General features: G+C 41.6%; 19 protein-coding genes. 17 read left to right on the top strand and 2 right to left on the bottom strand.

The window, feature by feature from the left end:
- The first annotated feature begins 137 nt into the window (after nucleotides 1-137).
- The 11 genes from glyA to NSS92_RS16360 all read left to right on the top strand — a co-directional run bounded on the left by glyA (nucleotide 138) and on the right by NSS92_RS16360 (nucleotide 9576).
- A complete protein-coding gene (glyA, locus tag NSS92_RS16310; protein ID WP_034281450.1) occupies nucleotides 138-1385 on the top strand; it encodes a serine hydroxymethyltransferase in 1248 nt (415 codons plus the stop codon).
- Between the two features lie 147 nt (nucleotides 1386-1532).
- Entirely contained in the window at nucleotides 1533-2162 is a 630-nt protein-coding gene (gene upp, locus NSS92_RS16315; RefSeq protein WP_003214553.1) for a uracil phosphoribosyltransferase, read from the top strand.
- A gap of 497 nt (nucleotides 2163-2659) precedes the next feature.
- Nucleotides 2660-3043, top strand: a complete 384-nt coding sequence (locus NSS92_RS16320) for an ATP synthase subunit I (protein WP_024423731.1) — start codon at nucleotides 2660-2662, stop codon at nucleotides 3041-3043.
- A gap of 7 nt (nucleotides 3044-3050) precedes the next feature.
- Nucleotides 3051-3785: a F0F1 ATP synthase subunit A gene (gene atpB, locus NSS92_RS16325; protein ID WP_340869286.1), complete on the top strand. Its 735-nt coding sequence runs from the start codon at nucleotides 3051-3053 to the stop codon at nucleotides 3783-3785.
- A 48-nt stretch (nucleotides 3786-3833) separates the two neighbouring features.
- Nucleotides 3834-4046 (top strand): F0F1 ATP synthase subunit C, encoded by a 213-nt coding sequence (gene atpE, locus NSS92_RS16330; RefSeq protein ID WP_003214968.1) that lies wholly within the window; start codon nucleotides 3834-3836, stop codon nucleotides 4044-4046.
- Between the two features lie 120 nt (nucleotides 4047-4166).
- Nucleotides 4167-4688 carry a F0F1 ATP synthase subunit B gene (gene atpF, locus NSS92_RS16335; protein ID WP_034281220.1) on the top strand — a complete coding sequence of 174 codons (522 nt, stop codon included), beginning with the start codon at nucleotides 4167-4169 and terminating at the stop codon, nucleotides 4686-4688.
- A complete protein-coding gene (locus NSS92_RS16340) occupies nucleotides 4685-5230 on the top strand; it encodes a F0F1 ATP synthase subunit delta (protein ID WP_151862824.1) in 546 nt (181 codons plus the stop codon). The genes atpF and NSS92_RS16340 overlap by 4 nt, the downstream gene beginning before the upstream one ends.
- A 16-nt stretch (nucleotides 5231-5246) precedes the next feature.
- On the top strand, nucleotides 5247-6755 hold the full coding sequence (atpA, locus tag NSS92_RS16345) for a F0F1 ATP synthase subunit alpha (protein ID WP_003214775.1): 1509 nt from the start codon (nucleotides 5247-5249) through the stop codon (nucleotides 6753-6755).
- Between the two features lie 88 nt (nucleotides 6756-6843).
- Nucleotides 6844-7710 carry a F0F1 ATP synthase subunit gamma gene (locus NSS92_RS16350; RefSeq protein WP_024423727.1) on the top strand — a complete coding sequence of 289 codons (867 nt, stop codon included), beginning with the start codon at nucleotides 6844-6846 and terminating at the stop codon, nucleotides 7708-7710.
- A 24-nt stretch (nucleotides 7711-7734) separates the two neighbouring features.
- A complete protein-coding gene (atpD, locus tag NSS92_RS16355; protein ID WP_024423726.1) occupies nucleotides 7735-9156 on the top strand; it encodes a F0F1 ATP synthase subunit beta in 1422 nt (473 codons plus the stop codon).
- Between the two features lie 24 nt (nucleotides 9157-9180).
- Nucleotides 9181-9576, top strand: coding sequence for a F0F1 ATP synthase subunit epsilon (locus NSS92_RS16360; protein WP_003214592.1), 396 nt, complete (start codon nucleotides 9181-9183; stop codon nucleotides 9574-9576).
- 41 nt (nucleotides 9577-9617) lie between these two features.
- Here NSS92_RS16360 and NSS92_RS16365 read toward each other — a convergent pair whose 3' ends face one another.
- On the bottom strand, nucleotides 9618-10094 hold the full coding sequence (locus NSS92_RS16365) for a hypothetical protein (RefSeq protein ID WP_340869292.1): 477 nt from the start codon (nucleotides 10092-10094) through the stop codon (nucleotides 9618-9620).
- A gap of 170 nt (nucleotides 10095-10264) precedes the next feature.
- Between NSS92_RS16365 and NSS92_RS16370 the strand changes: the two genes are divergently transcribed.
- From NSS92_RS16370 to NSS92_RS16395, 6 genes are all read left to right on the top strand, one after another.
- The gene (locus NSS92_RS16370; protein WP_024423724.1) at nucleotides 10265-10495 is read left to right on the top strand and encodes a DUF1146 family protein; all 231 of its coding nucleotides are present in this window, start codon (nucleotides 10265-10267) and stop codon (nucleotides 10493-10495) included.
- A gap of 129 nt (nucleotides 10496-10624) precedes the next feature.
- Complete coding sequence (locus NSS92_RS16375) at nucleotides 10625-11359, top strand: YwmB family TATA-box binding protein (protein WP_073978872.1); 735 nt, start codon at nucleotides 10625-10627, stop codon at nucleotides 11357-11359.
- Nucleotides 11360-11391: 32 nt separating this feature from the next.
- Nucleotides 11392-12699, top strand: coding sequence for a UDP-N-acetylglucosamine 1-carboxyvinyltransferase (gene murA / locus NSS92_RS16380; RefSeq protein ID WP_024423722.1), 1308 nt, complete (start codon nucleotides 11392-11394; stop codon nucleotides 12697-12699).
- A 254-nt stretch (nucleotides 12700-12953) separates the two neighbouring features.
- Nucleotides 12954-13979: a stage II sporulation protein D gene (gene spoIID / locus NSS92_RS16385; RefSeq protein WP_267586820.1), complete on the top strand. Its 1026-nt coding sequence runs from the start codon at nucleotides 12954-12956 to the stop codon at nucleotides 13977-13979.
- A 322-nt stretch (nucleotides 13980-14301) separates the two neighbouring features.
- Entirely contained in the window at nucleotides 14302-15000 is a 699-nt protein-coding gene (locus NSS92_RS16390) for a VWA domain-containing protein (protein WP_267586819.1), read from the top strand.
- 82 nt (nucleotides 15001-15082) lie between these two features.
- Complete coding sequence (locus NSS92_RS16395; protein WP_267586818.1) at nucleotides 15083-15760, top strand: VWA domain-containing protein; 678 nt, start codon at nucleotides 15083-15085, stop codon at nucleotides 15758-15760.
- Nucleotides 15761-15812: 52 nt separating this feature from the next.
- On the opposite strand, the gene NSS92_RS16400 is transcribed toward NSS92_RS16395, so the two are convergent.
- A complete protein-coding gene (locus NSS92_RS16400) occupies nucleotides 15813-18161 on the bottom strand; it encodes an FdhF/YdeP family oxidoreductase (protein WP_340869300.1) in 2349 nt (782 codons plus the stop codon).
- Nucleotides 18162-18203: the final 42 nt, after the last annotated feature.

Genomic DNA, 18203 nt, shown 5'->3' on the forward strand with positions numbered 1-18203 from the left:
CTTTACCACTTGAATATTCGGGTTTTCATAAAAAAGAAGTCGATTTTCCAAAAAAAACTTTTACATTTTACTCAAAAACCGTGTACAATGAGATGGTGAAAACATCGAATGGAAATAGATTGGAGAGGATTTCGCTGATGAAACATTTACCTGAGCAAGACGCACAAGTATTCAAAGCAATTCAACTAGAGCGGAAACGCCAGCAGGACAAAATCGAATTAATTGCATCAGAAAACTTCGTAAGCGAAGCAGTCATGGAAGCACAGGGCTCTGTATTAACTAACAAATACGCTGAAGGCTATCCTGGTAAACGCTACTATGGCGGCTGTGAACATGTAGACGTTGTGGAAGATATCGCACGTGACCGCGCAAAAGAAATTTTTGGCGCTGAGTATGTGAACGTACAGCCTCACTCAGGTGCTCAAGCAAACATGGCCGTATACTTTACAATTCTTGAGCATGGCGATACAGTACTGGGCATGAACTTATCACATGGCGGGCATTTAACACACGGAAGCCCTGTAAACTTTAGTGGTGTACAGTACAACTTTGTAGAATATGGTGTAGATAAAGAAACTCAGCATATCGACTATCAAGATGTACTTGAAAAAGCACGTGAACATAAGCCGAAACTTATCGTTGCGGGTGCAAGTGCATACCCGCGACAAATTGATTTCAAAAAGTTCCGTGAGATTGCTGATGAAGTCGGTGCTTACTTTATGGTCGACATGGCTCACATTGCTGGTCTTGTTGCAGCAGGTCTTCATCCAAATCCAGTTCCTTACGCAGATTTTGTGACAACGACAACTCACAAAACATTACGCGGACCTCGCGGCGGAATGATCCTATGCCGTGAAGAGTTTGGTAAAAAGATCGACAAATCAATCTTCCCTGGTATTCAAGGTGGACCACTGATGCATGTCATCTCTGCAAAAGCTGTTTCTTTCGGTGAAGTATTGAACGGAGATTTCAAAACATATGCACAAAACGTCATTGATAATGCAAAACAACTAGCTGAAACTCTTTTATCTGAAGATATTCAGCTTGTATCTGGGGGAACAGATAACCATCTTGTTCTTATCGACTTGCGTTCTCTTGGCATCACAGGAAAAATTGCAGAAAACGTTCTTGATGAAATTGGTATTACAGTGAACAAAAATGCAATTCCTTATGATCCAGAGAAACCATTTGTCACAAGTGGTGTACGTGTAGGTACAGCAGCAGTAACAAGCCGCGGTTTCGATCAAGAAGCCATGAAAGAAGTCGGTTCCATTATTGCGCTTGCGCTAAAACATCATGAAGATGAAGCGAAATTAGAAGAGGCGAAAAAGCGTGTATCTGATCTTACGGCCCGTTTCCCTCTATATAACGAATTAGATTATTAAAAAACAGACCCATTTGCCTATTTTTGGCATGTGGGTTTTTTTTGTAGGATTTGCGAATCATATTGAAAGATGATGTCTTTTTATGTAGAATTGTAGGAAGTGTGCAAAGTTCACCGGAAGATGACAGAAAAGGAGTTGTAGCAAGCAATGGCAAAGGTTTATGTATTTGATCACCCGCTTATTCAGCACAAACTTACATATATTCGTGACGTTCATACAGGAACAAAAGAATTTAGAGAGCTAGTGGATGAAGTCGCAACATTAATGGCATTTGAAATCACAAGAGATTTACCGCTTGAAGAGGTAGATGTAGAAACACCTGTACAAGTAGCGAAATCAAACGTGATCTCAGGGAAGAAACTCGGTGTTGTGCCAATTTTAAGAGCAGGTCTTGGAATGGTAGACGGGATATTGAAACTCATTCCAGCTGCTAAAGTGGGACATGTCGGTTTATACCGCGATCCGAAAACATTAAAGCCTGTTGAATATTATGTGAAGCTTCCATCTGATGTGGAAGAGCGTGAATTTATCGTAGTAGACCCAATGCTTGCAACTGGCGGCTCAGCAGTCGAAGCGTTAAACAGCTTGAAAAAACGCGGTGCGAAAAACATTCGCTTCATGTGTCTAATTGCTGCCCCTGAAGGTGTAGAGGAAATGCAAAAGCATCATCCAGATGTTGATATCTACATTGCAGCATTAGATGAGAAACTAAACGAAAAAGGTTACATCATCCCAGGTCTTGGTGATGCTGGTGACCGTATGTATGGAACGAAATAAGAAAGTCTTAATAAAATCCCACATGCAAACGTGCATGTGGGATTTTTGAAATATATGACAAACGGTTGATACCGTTCTTAGAAAAATCAATGTATACTGAACATTGGCTGTTTTTTTCAATGAATGTCACATCTCTCCTAAAGTTTGATGAAATTGTGAACATTTTGTGTGCTCTATCACTATAGAAAAGTTTTTTAACTTTCAACGGATTGACACAACATAGACGCTATTGTATGCTAAACGAGGGTATTATGGTAAGGTTTTCATAGCCTATAGCACTCTACTAATCCTCATTGTGAACCCTTTAATAATCAGGGTTTGTATCAGCGAATGAAGCAGCACCCCATAGATCTAAAGATTTCAAGTCTGATTGTGTAATTAGACCGATGGGTGATTGATTTTTTTCGAACAGGACGGCTTATCAAAAGCGTCTTCTACGCAGTTTTCATCACCATTTATCACCTTTTTTACAATACTTTTCATCGGGAGTCAGATGAATGAACGATCCAAACGCGATTTTCCGCAGACAGAGTAAATACATGTTCTATCTATTGGCAATTTTTGTGTTTGGCTATGCCATGCCTGGTTTTAAACCACTGTTTCTTGGGTTCATTATCGGCACAATTTTTGCTTTCTTTAATTTATTCCTACTTATACGGAGAATGCACGCTTTTGATCGAGCGGTGAAAAAAGGAAAATCCATTCGTTCAATGGGAAGTACAGCCAGGTGGGCCAACGCGATTCTCGCAGTAGCGATTGCTTGGCGTTACCCTAATGAAGTTCATCTGGCAGGTGTTGTTATAGGATTAATGACAATATATCCTGTCATTATGATAGATTCCTTCATTCAACTTAAACGTTCTACTATGGAAGAGAGGTGAATACTCTTTGGGTCACAGTTCAAAAACTACAGAATTTTTAGGGTTAACGTTCAACTTATCCAACGTTCTCATGATTACGATTGCTAGTATCATCGTTCTTCTCATAGCGGTGCTGACTACTCGTGTTCTGGCTATTCGTCCGACAAAGGCGCAGAACTTCATGGAATGGATTGTTGATTTTGTTCGAAATATCATAGGTAGTTCGATGGACATGAAAACAGGAGCCCCATTTCTAGCGCTTGGCGTTACATTACTCATGTACATATTTGTTTCAAACATGCTTGGACTGCCATTCTCGATTACAGTCGATCACAACTTATGGTGGAAATCACCAACTGCTGATCCTGCAATCACAATGACACTAGCAATTATGGTCATGGGTCTCACACACTACTATGGCGTCAAGGCAAAAGGAGTCAAGGAATATACGAAAGACTACTTTAGACCAATTCCGCTTTTAGTACCATTGAAACTTATTGAAGAATTTGCAAACACGCTAACACTTGGTTTGCGTCTTTACGGAAATATTTTCGCTGGAGAGATTCTTCTTGGTTTACTTGCAGGACTTGCGACCAATTTCTACACGCAAAACATTGCACTAGGTATCGTTGGTACATTAGGTGCCATCGTGCCGATGATTGTATGGCAGGCATTCAGTTTGTTTGTCGGAACAATCCAGGCATTTATCTTCACCATGCTGACAATGGTGTACATATCCCATAAAGTCAGCGACGAACACTAAAAAATTGAGAGTCCAAAAAGGACGTTATTTTAAAGGAGGAGCTTTTTAATGAATTTAATAGCAGCAGCAATTGCAATCGGTTTAGGAGCACTAGGAGCAGGTATTGGTAACGGTCTAATCGTATCTAAAACAGTTGAAGGAATCGCTCGTCAGCCAGAAGCTGGTAGAGAACTAAGAACACTTATGTTCATCGGGGTCGCTTTAGTTGAGGCACTTCCAATTATCGCTGTCGTTATCGCATTCTTGGCATTCTTTGGTTAATATGTGAGAAGCGTTCTAATATGAATTTTAATGGCGAAGATCAGATTAGTTCGAAACTTCGCCATTCCTTTATGTTTTGTTTCTTAACATATTATTTAAAGAAGGGAGTTGCCGTACTAAATGTCTCAGTTACCAGTGGTTTTAGGAGCAGGGGGCTTAAGCTTCAACGCCGGTGATATGTTATTCCAGCTTATCGCTATGCTCATCTTGCTTGCACTTTTAAAGAAATTTGCGCTTAAGCCTTTATTAGGGATTATGAAACAGCGTGAAGATTATATAGGTAATGAAATTTCAAGTGCTGAAGAAAAGCACGTTCAAGCTGAAAAGCTTCTTGAAGAACAACGTGTCTTATTGAAAGAAGCACGCGAAGAATCACATACACTCATCGAAAATGCGAAAAAGATTGGTGAGAAACAAAAAGAAGAGATCATTCAAGCAGCACGACAAGAATCAGAGCGCTTGAAAGAGTCTGCTAGAACTGAAATCGTGAAAGAAAAAGAACAAGCTGTGGCTGCACTGCGTGAGCAGGTTGCATCACTATCTGTGCTGATTGCATCTAAAGTGATTGAAAAAGAACTTGATGAGCAGGCACAAGAGAAATTGATTCAAGAGTACCTTAAAGAGGCAGGCGAAAGCCGATGAGCGTAACTATTGTCTCTAAGCGTTACGCTTCTGCTCTTTTTGACATCGTTCTTGCTTCTTCGGCAGTAGACGAAACTGAAAAAGAGCTGAATGAGATCAAAAAAGTTCTAAAGGCTGATCAAGAACTCAATGACTTCCTTGTTCATCCAAAGATTACGGCAGACAAAAAGAAACATTTGATTGCCGAAGCTTTCAAAGGTGTTTCTACTTATGTATTGCACACAATGTATTTATTGATTGACCGCGGACGCACGAATATTTTCTCTGAAATGACGTCTGAGTTTGTGAAACTTGCAAACCGCACGAAACAAATAGACGATGCGGTCGTGTATTCAGTGAAACCGCTGAGCGGTGCTGAAATTCAATCTTTATCTGAAGTATTTGCCAAAAAAGCCGGAGTCACATCACTGCGTGTTGAAAATGTGATTGACAAGGATCTAATAGGCGGAGTGAAAATCCGTATCGGAAACCGCATTTATGACGGCAGTGTCAGCGGAAAGCTTTCCCGCATTGAACGTCAGCTTGCAGGCGAAAATCGTTAGAAGGGGTGAAACCTTAGTGAGTATCAAAGCTGAAGAGATTAGCGCGCTGATAAAGCAGCAAATCCAAAACTATCAATCAGAAATTGAAGTAAAAGATGTCGGTACAGTCATTCAAGTAGGGGACGGTATCGCGCGTGTACATGGCCTTGACAACATTATGGCAGGAGAGCTGGTTGAGTTCTCTAACGGTGTAATGGGTATGGCTCAAAACCTTGAGGAGTCTAACGTAGGTATCGTTATTTTAGGACCTTACAAAGATATCCGCGAAGGTGACGACGTGAAACGTACAGGTCGTATCATGGAGGTTCCAGTAGGTGAAGAGTTAATCGGACGTATTGTGAACCCGCTTGGTCAGCCTGTTGATGGACTAGGTCCAATCTTAACAAGCAAAACACGTCCAATCGAAAGTGAAGCACCTGGTGTTATGGATCGTAAATCTGTACATGAGCCGCTTCAAACAGGAATTAAAGCAATTGATGCCTTGATTCCAATCGGCCGCGGACAGCGTGAATTGATCATTGGTGACCGTCAAACAGGTAAAACATCTGTTGCAATTGATACGATTCTAAACCAAAAAGATCAAGACATGATCTGTATTTATGTAGCCATCGGACAAAAAGAATCAACGGTTCGTGGTGTTGTTGAAACACTTCGTAAGCATGGTGCGCTTGACTACACAATCGTTGTCACAGCTTCTGCATCACAGCCAGCTCCACTTCTTTACCTTGCTCCTTATGCAGGTGTAACGATGGGTGAGGAATTCATGTATAACGGCAAGCACGTACTTGTTGTCTATGATGACCTTTCTAAACAAGCGGCAGCTTACCGTGAGCTTTCATTATTGCTTCGTCGTCCTCCAGGTCGTGAGGCATTCCCTGGTGATGTTTTCTATCTTCACTCTCGTTTATTAGAACGTGCAGCGAAGCTTAGTGACGAAAAGGGTGGCGGTTCTATCACAGCATTGCCTTTCGTAGAAACGCAAGCTGGTGATATCTCTGCATATATCCCAACAAACGTTATTTCCATCACAGATGGACAGATTTTCTTACAATCTGACCTCTTCTTCTCAGGCGTACGTCCAGCGGTAAACGCAGGATTGTCTGTATCCCGTGTAGGTGGTTCTGCACAAATCAAAGCGATGAAAAAGGTAGCAGGTACACTTCGTTTGGATCTTGCTTCTTATCGTGAGCTTGAAGCATTCGCTCAGTTTGGATCTGATCTAGACCAAGCGACTCAAGCGAAATTAAACCGTGGTGCAAGAACAGTTGAAGTCTTAAAACAAGACTTGAACAAACCGCTTAAAGTTGAAAAACAAGTAGCGATTCTTTACGCACTCACAAGAGGATACTTAGACGATGTCGCGATTGCTGATGTCAAACGCTTCGAAGCTGAGTTATTCATGTACATTGAAGAAAACCATAAAGGCTTGTTTGACACAATCTCTCAAACAGGAAATATGCCTGCTGATGAAGAGTGGAATACAGCAATCGAAGGCTTTAAACGTACGTTTGCACCAAGCAACTAATTAGTAATCTTTCCGAGAGAAAAAGATTCTCTTTTTCTCTCTTTTCACGTAAATGAACACGGATTCCTGAAAAAAGGTGGTGAAATCTTTGGCCTCATTACGCGATATAAAGTCAAGGATCACGTCAACGAAAAAATCGAGTCAGATCACAAAAGCGATGCAAATGGTATCAGCTGCGAAACTGAATCGTGCTGAAAACAATGCGAAGTCTTTTGTTCCTTACATGGAGAAAATCCAGGAAGTGGTTGCTGCAATCGCAACTGGAACAAGTGCTAAGCACCCAATGCTTCTTTCAAGACCCGTCAAGAAAACAGGGTATCTCGTCATTACATCTGATCGAGGGCTTGCAGGACCTTTTAACAGCTCGATTTTGCGTGCCGCTTACCAAACCATTCAATCTCGTCATCAATCCGCTGATGAATATGCGGTGATTGTCATTGGTAAAATCGGACGCGACTTCTTCAAAAAGCGTGGTATTCCAGTTATTTCTGAAGTAACAGGGCTTGGAGACGAAGTAGCGTTTGCTGATATTAAAGAATTAGCAAGCAGTACAGTTCAAATGTTCTCTGATGAAGCGTTTGATGAACTTTACATGTTCTACAACCACTTTGTCAGTGCGATTTCACAAGAAGTAACAGAGAAGAAATTATTGCCGCTAACGGACCTTTCGGCCGCAGCGACACCAAATAAACGTTCCGCATCTTATGAGTTTGAGCCTTCTGAAGAAGAGATTCTTGAAGTTCTCCTTCCTCAATATGCAGAGAGTTTGATTTTCGGTGCGCTTCTTGACAGCAAAGCAAGTGAACATGCTGCAAGAATGACAGCAATGAAGAGTGCAACAGACAACGCAAAAGAATTGATCGACAGCCTGACACTCTCTTACAACCGTGCTCGTCAAGCAGCGATTACACAAGAGATTACAGAAATTGTCGGCGGAGCAGCTGCCTTAGAATAGAAATAATTGTCAGGAGGGAATGCAATGAAAACAGGACGCATCAGTCAGATCATGGGACCAGTCGTAGACGTTCGTTTTGAAGACGGTCACTTGCCTGAGATTTATAATGCGATCAAAGTTTCGCATAAAGCGGAAAGCGAAAGTGAAGTTGATATCGACTTAACTTTAGAAGTAGCACTACATTTAGGTGATGATACAGTGAGAACCATCGCGATGGCATCAACAGACGGTGTGAAGCGCGGTATGGAAGCTGTAGACCTTGGAAAACCAATTTCAGTACCAGTTGGTAACGTAACACTTGGACGTGTATTCAACGTACTGGGAGATAACATTGATTTAGATGAGCCACTTGGTGTGGAAGCGCAAAGAGATCCAATCCACAGACAAGCGCCTTCTTTTGATCAACTTTCTACAGAAGTTGAAATTCTTGAAACAGGTATCAAAGTTGTTGACTTGCTTGCTCCTTACATCAAAGGTGGAAAGATCGGTCTATTCGGTGGAGCCGGTGTAGGTAAAACCGTTCTGATTCAAGAATTGATCAACAACATCGCACAAGAACACGGCGGTATTTCTGTATTCGCTGGTGTTGGAGAGCGTACACGTGAAGGAAACGACCTTTACTACGAAATGAAAGATTCTGGCGTTATCGAGAAAACAGCCATGGTCTTCGGCCAAATGAACGAGCCGCCAGGTGCACGTATGCGTGTTGCCCTAACTGGTTTGACAATGGCAGAGCATTTCCGTGATGAACAAGGTCAAGACGTATTGTTCTTCATCGATAACATCTATCGTTTTACACAAGCAGGTTCTGAAGTATCAGCCCTTCTTGGACGTATGCCTTCAGCGGTAGGTTATCAGCCGACACTTGCAACAGAAATGGGTCAGCTGCAAGAGCGTATCACGTCTACAAACGTGGGATCGGTTACATCGATTCAAGCGATCTATGTACCTGCGGATGACTACACGGATCCAGCTCCAGCAACTACGTTCGCTCACCTTGATGCAACGACAAACCTTGAGCGTAAGCTGACTGAAATGGGTATTTACCCAGCGGTTGATCCTCTTGCTTCAACATCTCGTGCACTTGCACCTGAGATCGTTGGTGAAGAGCATTATGCGATTGCGCGTGAAGTGCAGCAAACATTGCAGCGTTATAAAGAGCTTCAAGATATTATTGCCATTTTAGGTATGGATGAATTATCTGAGGACGATAAGCTTGTGGTACACAGAGCGCGTCGTATTCAATTCTTCCTATCTCAAAACTTCCACGTAGCAGAGCAGTTCACTGGCCAAAAGGGTTCTTATGTGCCATTGAAAGAAACTGTTAAAGGCTTCAAGGAAATCTTGTCTGGTAAATACGATCACCTTCCAGAAGATGCATTCCGCTTAGTTGGACGCATTGAAGAAGTGATTGAAAAAGCCAAAGAGATGGGTGTAGAGGCCTAATCTGGTCCTTAGGAGGGTAAAAGCATGAAGACCGTTCAAGTCAATATCGTTACTCCCGACGGCCCAGTGTATCAAGCGGATGTGGAAATGGTCAGTGTAAGAGCAGAAAGCGGTGAGCTTGGTATTTTAGCTGGCCACGTTCCAATGGTTGCTCCGCTAAAAATCGGTGCAGTTCGCTTAAAACATAGTGGATCAACTGAATTGGTTGCAGTAAGTGGCGGATTTGTTGAAGTCCGCCCTGAACAAGTAACGATTCTTGCTCAGGCCGCTGAAACATCAGATAAAGTTGATGTCGATCGTGCTAAATCAGCGAAACAGCGTGCTGAAGAGCATTTGAACCACCCGAATGAAAGTGATGTACGCCGGGCGGAACTCGCATTAAAACGGGCGTTAAACCGTTTAAATGTAGCAGGGAAATAAAACAGAAAAACCTTCTTATCACAATGATAAGAAGGTTTTTTTTAGGATGACATAAGAGATTGATACATCGACATATAAGGATGAGATGCTTGCTTTTCTAGATATAAGTTCTCGCAAAATTGCGTACTACTATGCCATGTTTTATTGTTTCTGCGCAAACCAAGCGTATATTGATGCGGAGAGTCCATATAAGGCCGCACCACCCAGTCAGCATCTGCATGATGACGGATGACAACCTCTCCTAAATACACACTCATCATCGCTTCTAATGCATCTATTGGCATTTTCCACTTAGCGAACAGCTGCTTGGTCAATGCATCAAAGTATAGTGATTCTAACTGATACAGGCTTTCCTCAGAGTCATCCAAAGAAATGTTATGAAAATGACACAATTGTGCTAATTCTTCTAGCTGTGTCTGTCTATAATCAAAGTAGAAAGCAATGGCCTCCCATTCATGATCAAATGAGGGAACCAATTCTCCGTACAAATCAACAAAGTCAGGAAAAGAATCTTTCAATGTGTTCAGCTCCTTCCACACGCAGTATATCATCTCCTTGGCATCAGGATAAGAGGGGATTCACACTAAATGTAGCTCTTTTTTCCAAATGATTCATCTTTCCGATTTTCGAGGATATAATGAAAGGGAGTTTTCCTTTACAGAAATAAATAAAAGGAGGATTCAACTGTATGGAAGACGTAGGACAACAAGCAATCGTGGGCATTGTGATCCACCTATTTTTTATCGCGGTTACATGGTGGGCACTGCTTGCTGTAAATATTGATCCACTCATTAAAAAAGGGAAAATCGTTCAAGCAAGGCTGCTGATGATGCTCATTACCATTGCCATCGCATCTGCGGTCAGCAATTTCTTCCTTGATTACTTAAACTTCTCCAGACAAATTCCTTATATGTTCTAACATAAAAGGTTTGGTCACTGCCTTCTGCGGGAACGTAAAAGGAAGGGTCAAAAGGCTCGCCTTTTGTTGACTTTTCCACGTATGCATTGACCTCCTTGCGGCAACACTTGTAGCAAGGGGGAATGACAAGTGAGAAAGTATTTGAAAGGTTGGCCATTATTTGCGTTTATTCTTTTTTTTGTTCTGATGATTCAAGGAGTTCGTGCGGAAGAATCTTCTCCGCTCGCTCAAATAGCAGAGGGGCTGAAAAACCAGCAAATCGAAGTCGATGGGTGGACCCTTCATGCCAAAACAAATGTAGATATTTCATCCGAACAATTTTCAAAAAAAGTGAAACGTTTGAAAGACGAACTACGACAGTATGAGTGGACCGAAAAAAAAGAGCAACATGTCACCAAAGTCACAGGAATTTACAAAGATGAAAAAAATGATACAGAATCGAAAATTTTACTCGTGAAGACCGACACAAAATCCAACCAAAAGTCGTATTTATTATATGAGCAAAAAGGTGCTCGCCCACTGAATACCTGGGAGCATACATATGATCAGTTCGTACGTCATGCAAAAAGCATATTACAAGAGAAAATTGTAATTTTTACTTGTCTCGATGGTCATGTAAATGGTATGATGGATGTTGTTTTGCAAAAAAAAGCTGAAACGTTAGCAAATGAATTTCAAGCAAAACCAGTTGAGTATCTCGTTGAGTCTAATTTTGTGTCGCTTTCCGCTTACACAGATAAGTGGGAACAGTTCATTATGACTTCAAATGATAAAATGAATGTTCAAATTGCCATCAGAAGTTCGGAAATGAACGAAAATCATACGATTACGGTTGGCACACCAATCGTAACGACTGAATATTAATATAGAGAATTTGGGACGCGGAGGGGAAGACCTTGGAAAAAATCATCGTCCGCGGCGGTCAAAAGTTAAACGGCACAGTTAAAGTAGAAGGCGCAAAAAATGCCGTTTTACCAGTTATCGCTGCATCTTTGTTAGCAAGTACAGAAAAAAGCGTAATTTGTGATGTACCTACGCTCTCCGATGTATATACAATCAATGAAGTGTTACGTCATTTAGGAGCAGAAGTACATTTTGAAAATAACGAAGTATCAGTTGATGCATCTCATGCACTAGAAACTGAGGCTCCGTTTGAGTATGTCCGTAAAATGCGAGCATCCGTGCTTGTCATGGGACCACTTTTAGCAAGAACAGGTCATGCAAGAGTTGCATTACCTGGAGGCTGTGCGATTGGTTCAAGACCAATTGATCAGCATTTAAAAGGCTTTGAAGCAATGGGAGCTAAAATTCAAGTAGGTAATGGTTTCATCGAGGCTGAAGTAAAAGGCCGTTTAAAAGGTGCAAAAATCTATTTGGATTTCCCAAGTGTAGGGGCAACTGAAAACATCATCATGGCAGCAGCATTAGCTGAAGGAACGACAATTTTAGAAAACGTAGCAAAAGAACCTGAAATTGTTGATTTAGCGAATTACATCAATGCCATGGGCGGTAAGGTTCGCGGTGCTGGTACTGGTACAATCAAAATCGAAGGTGTGGAAACACTTCACGGTGCAAAACACAACATCATCCCTGATAGAATTGAAGCAGGTACTTTCATGGTGGCAGCAGCCATTACAGAAGGAAATGTTCTTGTAAAAGGCGCAGTGCCAGAGCACATGACATCACTTGTTGCAAAAATGGAAGAAATGGGTATTCAGATCATTGAAGAAGAAGAAGGTTTAAGAGTCATTGGACCATCTGAGCTCAAGCCAATCGATCTAAAAACAATGCCGCATCCTGGGTTCCCAACGGATATGCAATCTCAGATGATGGCGCTATTGCTTCGTGCGAACGGAACAAGCATGATCACAGAAACGGTGTTTGAAAACCGCTTTATGCATGCTGAAGAATTCCGCCGCATGAATGGCGATATTAAAATTGAGGGTCGCTCTGTCATTATCAATGGGCCGGTTCAACTTCAAGGTGCTGAAGTGGCAGCGACTGATTTAAGAGCAGGAGCAGCACTTGTACTTGCTGGATTAGTGGCAGAAGGTCATACACGTGTCACTGAGTTGAAGCATATTGACCGTGGTTATGTGAACTTCCACCAAAAGCTTGCAGCAATCGGTGCAGATATTGAAAGAGTAAACGATGAATCAGCAGATGTGACACAAGAACAAGTTGTATCAGATCTGAACGCTTAATCATGAAAGAAATCAGTGTGTCCATTGGGCATGCTGATTTTTTTTAGAATCATAGAATGCCTATTTCACGAAGCTTATCATTAGTGTATCCAACCATCTTAAATTTTATTCATACAGACGAACAGTAAAATCCATCGAAGAACAGCCTCATATCTTCATAAAAGACTTGTCCACTAAATGAAAGAAGCTGTCATATTAGCTTGTCCCTGTCCATAGGATAAAAGAGATTCAATGACAAATGGGGGCAGCCAAATATGAAACCAATGATATGGACAATCGCAGGAATATGCATCATCATTTTAATGATTCCAACATTACTTGTGTTGCCGACGTTCCAAGGGAAACCGGAGGCCAGCCAGCACGTAGCAGCAGAACCATCAGTAAAAAAAGAAGTCAAGGGTTCAGTCAAATTGAAGCAATCACCCGTCGCTATCCCCGTCTATCGCTCAGCTCATCAGCAGGTAGAAAATATCCCCTTAGAAGAGTATGTGATCGGTGTCGTAGCATCTGAAATGCCAGCTGATTTTGAAATGGAAGCACTCAAGGCACAGGCGCTCGCAGCAAGAACGTATATCGTCAGACAAATGATCAGTGATAAGACTGTCAAATCACCTAAGGGCTCTCTTGTAGATGATACCCAAATGTTCCAAGTTTACAAAAACAAACAGGAACTCAAGAAAATTTGGGGGAAAGCGTACAATTGGAAGTTAAAAAAGGTCACGGAAGCTGTCGCCAGTACACAAGGAAAAGTGCTGACTTATGACGAGAAACCAATTGATGCTTCATTCTTTTCAACAAGTAACGGAAAAACGGAAAATGCCGAGGCCTATTGGAAAAACGAAATCCCTTATTTGAAAAGTGTCTCAAGTAAATGGGACGAAAAATCGCCAAAATTCCAAAACAAGAAAACCATCTCGGTGAGTGAATTTCAGCAAAAATTAGGTGTGACGCTCACTCAGCAGGCTCAAGTCGGACAGATTGTCGAACGGACACCAGGAAATCAAGTAGCGAAAGCTGTGATCAACGGTAAAACGCTGTCAGGACGAGACATTCGGGAATCACTAGGCCTTCATTCAGCGGACTTCACATGGGAACGCCAAGGCCAGCAGATTGTTATTACAACAAAAGGATATGGGCATGGTGTAGGCATGAGTCAATATGGTGCGCATTATATGGCGCAGGCAGGCAAAAAAGTAGATGCCATCGTGAAACATTATTATAAAGGAATTCAAATCGAATCAGCCGATCGTTTTCTCAACACATATATGGCTAAAAAATAAAGCAAAGGTGCCTCAGAAATGAGGCATTTTTTTTTGTATTCAAAGAGGTTTGAACAGAATGTGACAAATTGCGACTTAAGACGCACCGAAGGAAAACTTAAACATTTACGTCCCGATAAGAACTGATGGCCGATACAAAGCCCCTCAAAAGGAGGAGAAATCGAAAGGATAATTGACACGTTAGGTGAAAATATCTAGACATCTGACAGAATTTTAGTGATTTTGATGAAAGAGAAAAAGGGACCGAGTCCTATACCATTCCAAGACAGAATATTTTACGATTAAGATGTTTCAATTAAATACATAAGGAGGAAGGAAAATTATGTTGAAAAAAGTATTCTCAATCGTAACCTTAGCTGTATTGACATTATCTATGTCAATCTCTTCACCAGTATTTGCAGAAGCATCTACAGTCAAAAAACATAATAAAGATGTAAGAGTCACAATCTTGCTTGATGCAAGTGGAAGCATGGCAAGAAAAGTTGAGGGAGAGCGCAAATTTGATCTCGCAAAACAAGAGGTATTTAAATTTGCTCAGTCACTTCCAAAAGACGCTAAAATTCGTATGAGCTTGTTTGGTTCTGAAGGAAACAACAAAAATTCAGGTAAAGCTCAATCATGTGAAGTCATTAGAGGCGTTTACGGCGTACAGCCTTATGAAAAGGACAGCTTCGAAAACTCTTTAAACGGACTTGGGCCAACTGGCTGGACACCAATTGCACGTGCACTTGAAAATGCAAAGCAAGCGGATGAACAGCTTACTGCAGGAACAAAGCATATTGTGTACTTAATCACTGATGGTGAAGAAACTTGTGGTGGAGATCCAGTAAAAGTAGCAAAAGAATTGCATAACTCAAAAGGATCAACTGTTGTAAATGTGATCGGATTAGACTTTAACGATGGCTATGAAGGTCAATTGAAGCAAGTAGCCAAAGCTGGTAAAGGCCATTACTACCAAGCAAGCACTGGTAAAGAAATGGGTTCTATCTTTACAGCAGAATCATTAAAACTACACGAATAACTTGCTGAACAAAAGGGAAACGATTGATTTATGCTGTCGTTTCTCTTTTTCTGTACAAAAGTAAAAAGGGAGGTTTTTATTGATGAAAAGAAATATCGTATTAACCATTTTGGCTAGTCTTGTCCTGCTTCTTTCTTCACCAGCTCATGCTGTAACAAAACAGGAGCCGCCTGCGCATGTGGTGATATTACTCGATTTAAGCGGGAGCATGGCACAATCAGTTGAAGGAGAAAAGAAAATCGATATCGCCAAACGGTCTATTCAAAGCTTCGCGAGCATTTTATCAGAAGATACACAAGTTCTGCTTCGCGTTTTTGGTCATGAAGGAACCAATAAAAATGCAGGGAAAGCTGTTTCTTGTTCAAGTTCTGAAGCCGTTTACGGATTTGGATCATATGAGCCATCAACATTTCAGCAAGCACTGAATGTGTATAAGCCAACTGGCTGGACACCACTTGCAAAAGCATTAACAGATACAAAACAAGATTTTGAAGATCACCAGGCTGAAGGGAAAAATATTGTTTATGTGGTCAGTGATGGTGAAGAAACTTGTGGTGGAAGCCCTTCACAAGCAGCAAAGGAATTACATGAAGAAGGAATTGATACAATCGTCAATATCATTGGCTTCGACGTGAATGAAAAAGAAGCAAAAAGTCTAAAATCTGTTGCAAAAGCGGGTGGAGGACAATATCAACCGGCGGCAAATGCTGAAGAATTGAACCGCATTCTTCAACAAGAAGCGAGCGCTTTTGGTCGGTAGAGAATGAAATGGCAGCTGGGGAAAACACCCCAGCTGTTTTTTAAGTTGACGATTAATTCAAAGTCGTTTCTAATTCATCAATTCGTTTCTCCACGTAATGCTGATCCTTTCTTGCATGGAAGGTTTCAGCTTTTTCTAATATGGCAGCCGTATTATATTCGGGAATCTGTGAGTAGCTCTCATATACACCCTTAGGAATTAAAACGTTTCCTTCAGGCCAATAAACTGCGATATTGCCACGTCTCAACTCTCCGAATTGAGCCACTCCTTGATAGGACCCATATTGATTAAAGAGAACAACTGGATCACCTTCTTGGACGTAAAGCTCTTTTGCATCTTCTTCATTCATTAGGATAGAATGTCGTTTTCCACCATTAAAGGCATCCTTTTCACTGTAGATCATGGAGTTGAATTGCTTTCCTCTTCTTGTCGTGATATTGAAATGTCCTTCGGTTTTTCGATATTGAGGCAGCTGGGCAGGAAGAAGATGTCCCTTGCCGTCTGGTGTTGGACACACGCCATCTTCACAAAGCCATGCGCCTCCCCATTGAAAAACGTCTCCTTTATGACGTAAATGCTGGATGCCGTCATAGTTTCGATTGGCGATCGCAATCTCACGACGAATGTCTTCAGCTGTTTCAAAATGAATTAGTTCGGCATCTTCTGGCCGGACTCTTTTCGCAAGATCAATATAAATGTCCCATTCTGCTCTTGCTTCCTCAATACGAGGTCCTTCAATTTCTGGACTGAAATATACCATGCGTTCCGTACTGGTTGATGTGCCGCCCCCTGGTTGTTCATACCTTGTCATAGCAGGCAGAACAATCACCGCTTCTTCAGCGTCTACCAGCGTAGATGTATTCAAAATGATATCTTGGTGGACACGGAGTTCAAGTTCAGATAATGCTTTTTCAATCGCTTCTGGATTTGGCATCGTTTCTAAAAAGTTTCCGCCACTCGTAAACAGCATTTTAAGTTTTTGTGGATGGTCTTTTGGGAGAGCCATCTTCTCAAAGGATTGCCCAATGGTGTCACCATGCCATTTAGGAATGTCAAATCCCCATATATGTTCAATTCTTTCAATATTCTCTTCATCAAAATCACTACCCGGTAAAACGAATGGATCAGCACCCATCTCACCGGAACCTTGGACGCCGCTATGCCCACGGATTGGCATGACACCACAATGTTTTCTGCCGATAAATCCGCGCAGCATGGCAAGGTTGGCAACCTGTGATATATTATCAGTTGCAAAGCGGTGCTGTGTAAGGCCCATACTCCAAATAAAAACGCCTGAATTAGCATTGGCAAGGAGTATCGCAAATTCCTTCATTCTTTCTTTTGATAAACCTGATGATGCTTCTAGGTCTTCCCACTTCAACTGTGTGACATGCTGCTTTAAATCCTGTATGCCAGTTGTATGGTTTTGAATAAATTCGTGATCAAGAGCCGAATGGGGAGCATGCTGCTCCATGTCAAACCAATGTTTGATGATGCCGTTCATAAACGCAATATCTCCGCCTATATTGACTTGGTAAAAATCATCTGCAATTTTTGTACCGAATAAAGCACTCTCTGGAATAGAAGGAACCCAATACTTTTCCATAGCAGGCTCTTTATACGGATTGATGACGATAATTTTTGTTCCCTTCTTTTTAGCAGCGTACATATATTTAGTGGAAACAGGCTGATTGTTTGCTGCGACAGATCCCCAAAAAATTAATACATCCGTTCCAATCCAATCACTGTAATTACAGCTTGAGGCACCGATGCCAAGGGACCGTTTAAGAGCGGTTTTACTCGGTGAATGGCAAATGCGAGAAGCATTATCAATATGATTTGTCCCCATAAATCGAGCTGCCTTTGCAGCGGTATAATAAACTTCATTTGTAATTCCTCTGGCGGTTAAATAGAAAGCAAGCTGCCGTTTATCAATTGATTGGATTTTAGCTGCAATTTGATCTAATGCATCATCCCAAGAAATACGTGTAAAGGCATTGTCCCCTTTTTTTCGGATCAATGGATAAGGAATCCGCCCAAGCTTGCGAAGAGAGGTGCTGTCCATTTGCTTTAGCTGATGAATATCTTCAAACCATTTTGGATCAATAGCTGGCATTGTGTTAAGACGAAGCACATTTAGTCTTGTGGTGCATATATGAGGTCCTGCGAGCGTTTGATCATACAGTCCTGAGACACCAAGGGCACAGCCGTCACAAACGCCCTGCGTTAAAATACGGTACGCATAGGGAAGGTTATCTTTGTTCTCCCATGCCACTTTCATTGTATCTCGAATGTGTTTCGGTTTCACTTTGCCAAGCCCCATTGGTGCAAAAGAGGCCCATAGCTTTGGTGAGGGTTTTTTATTGAGTTTAACAGGCCCCTTATGTTTTGTTTTCCCCATGAGATCATCACCCTCCTATTACTTTGTAAAGCGTTTTCATAT

This window comes from Bacillus sp. FSL M8-0166 (genome assembly GCF_038008825.1).
Taxonomy (GTDB): Bacteria; Bacillota; Bacilli; order Bacillales; family Bacillaceae; genus Bacillus; species Bacillus safensis.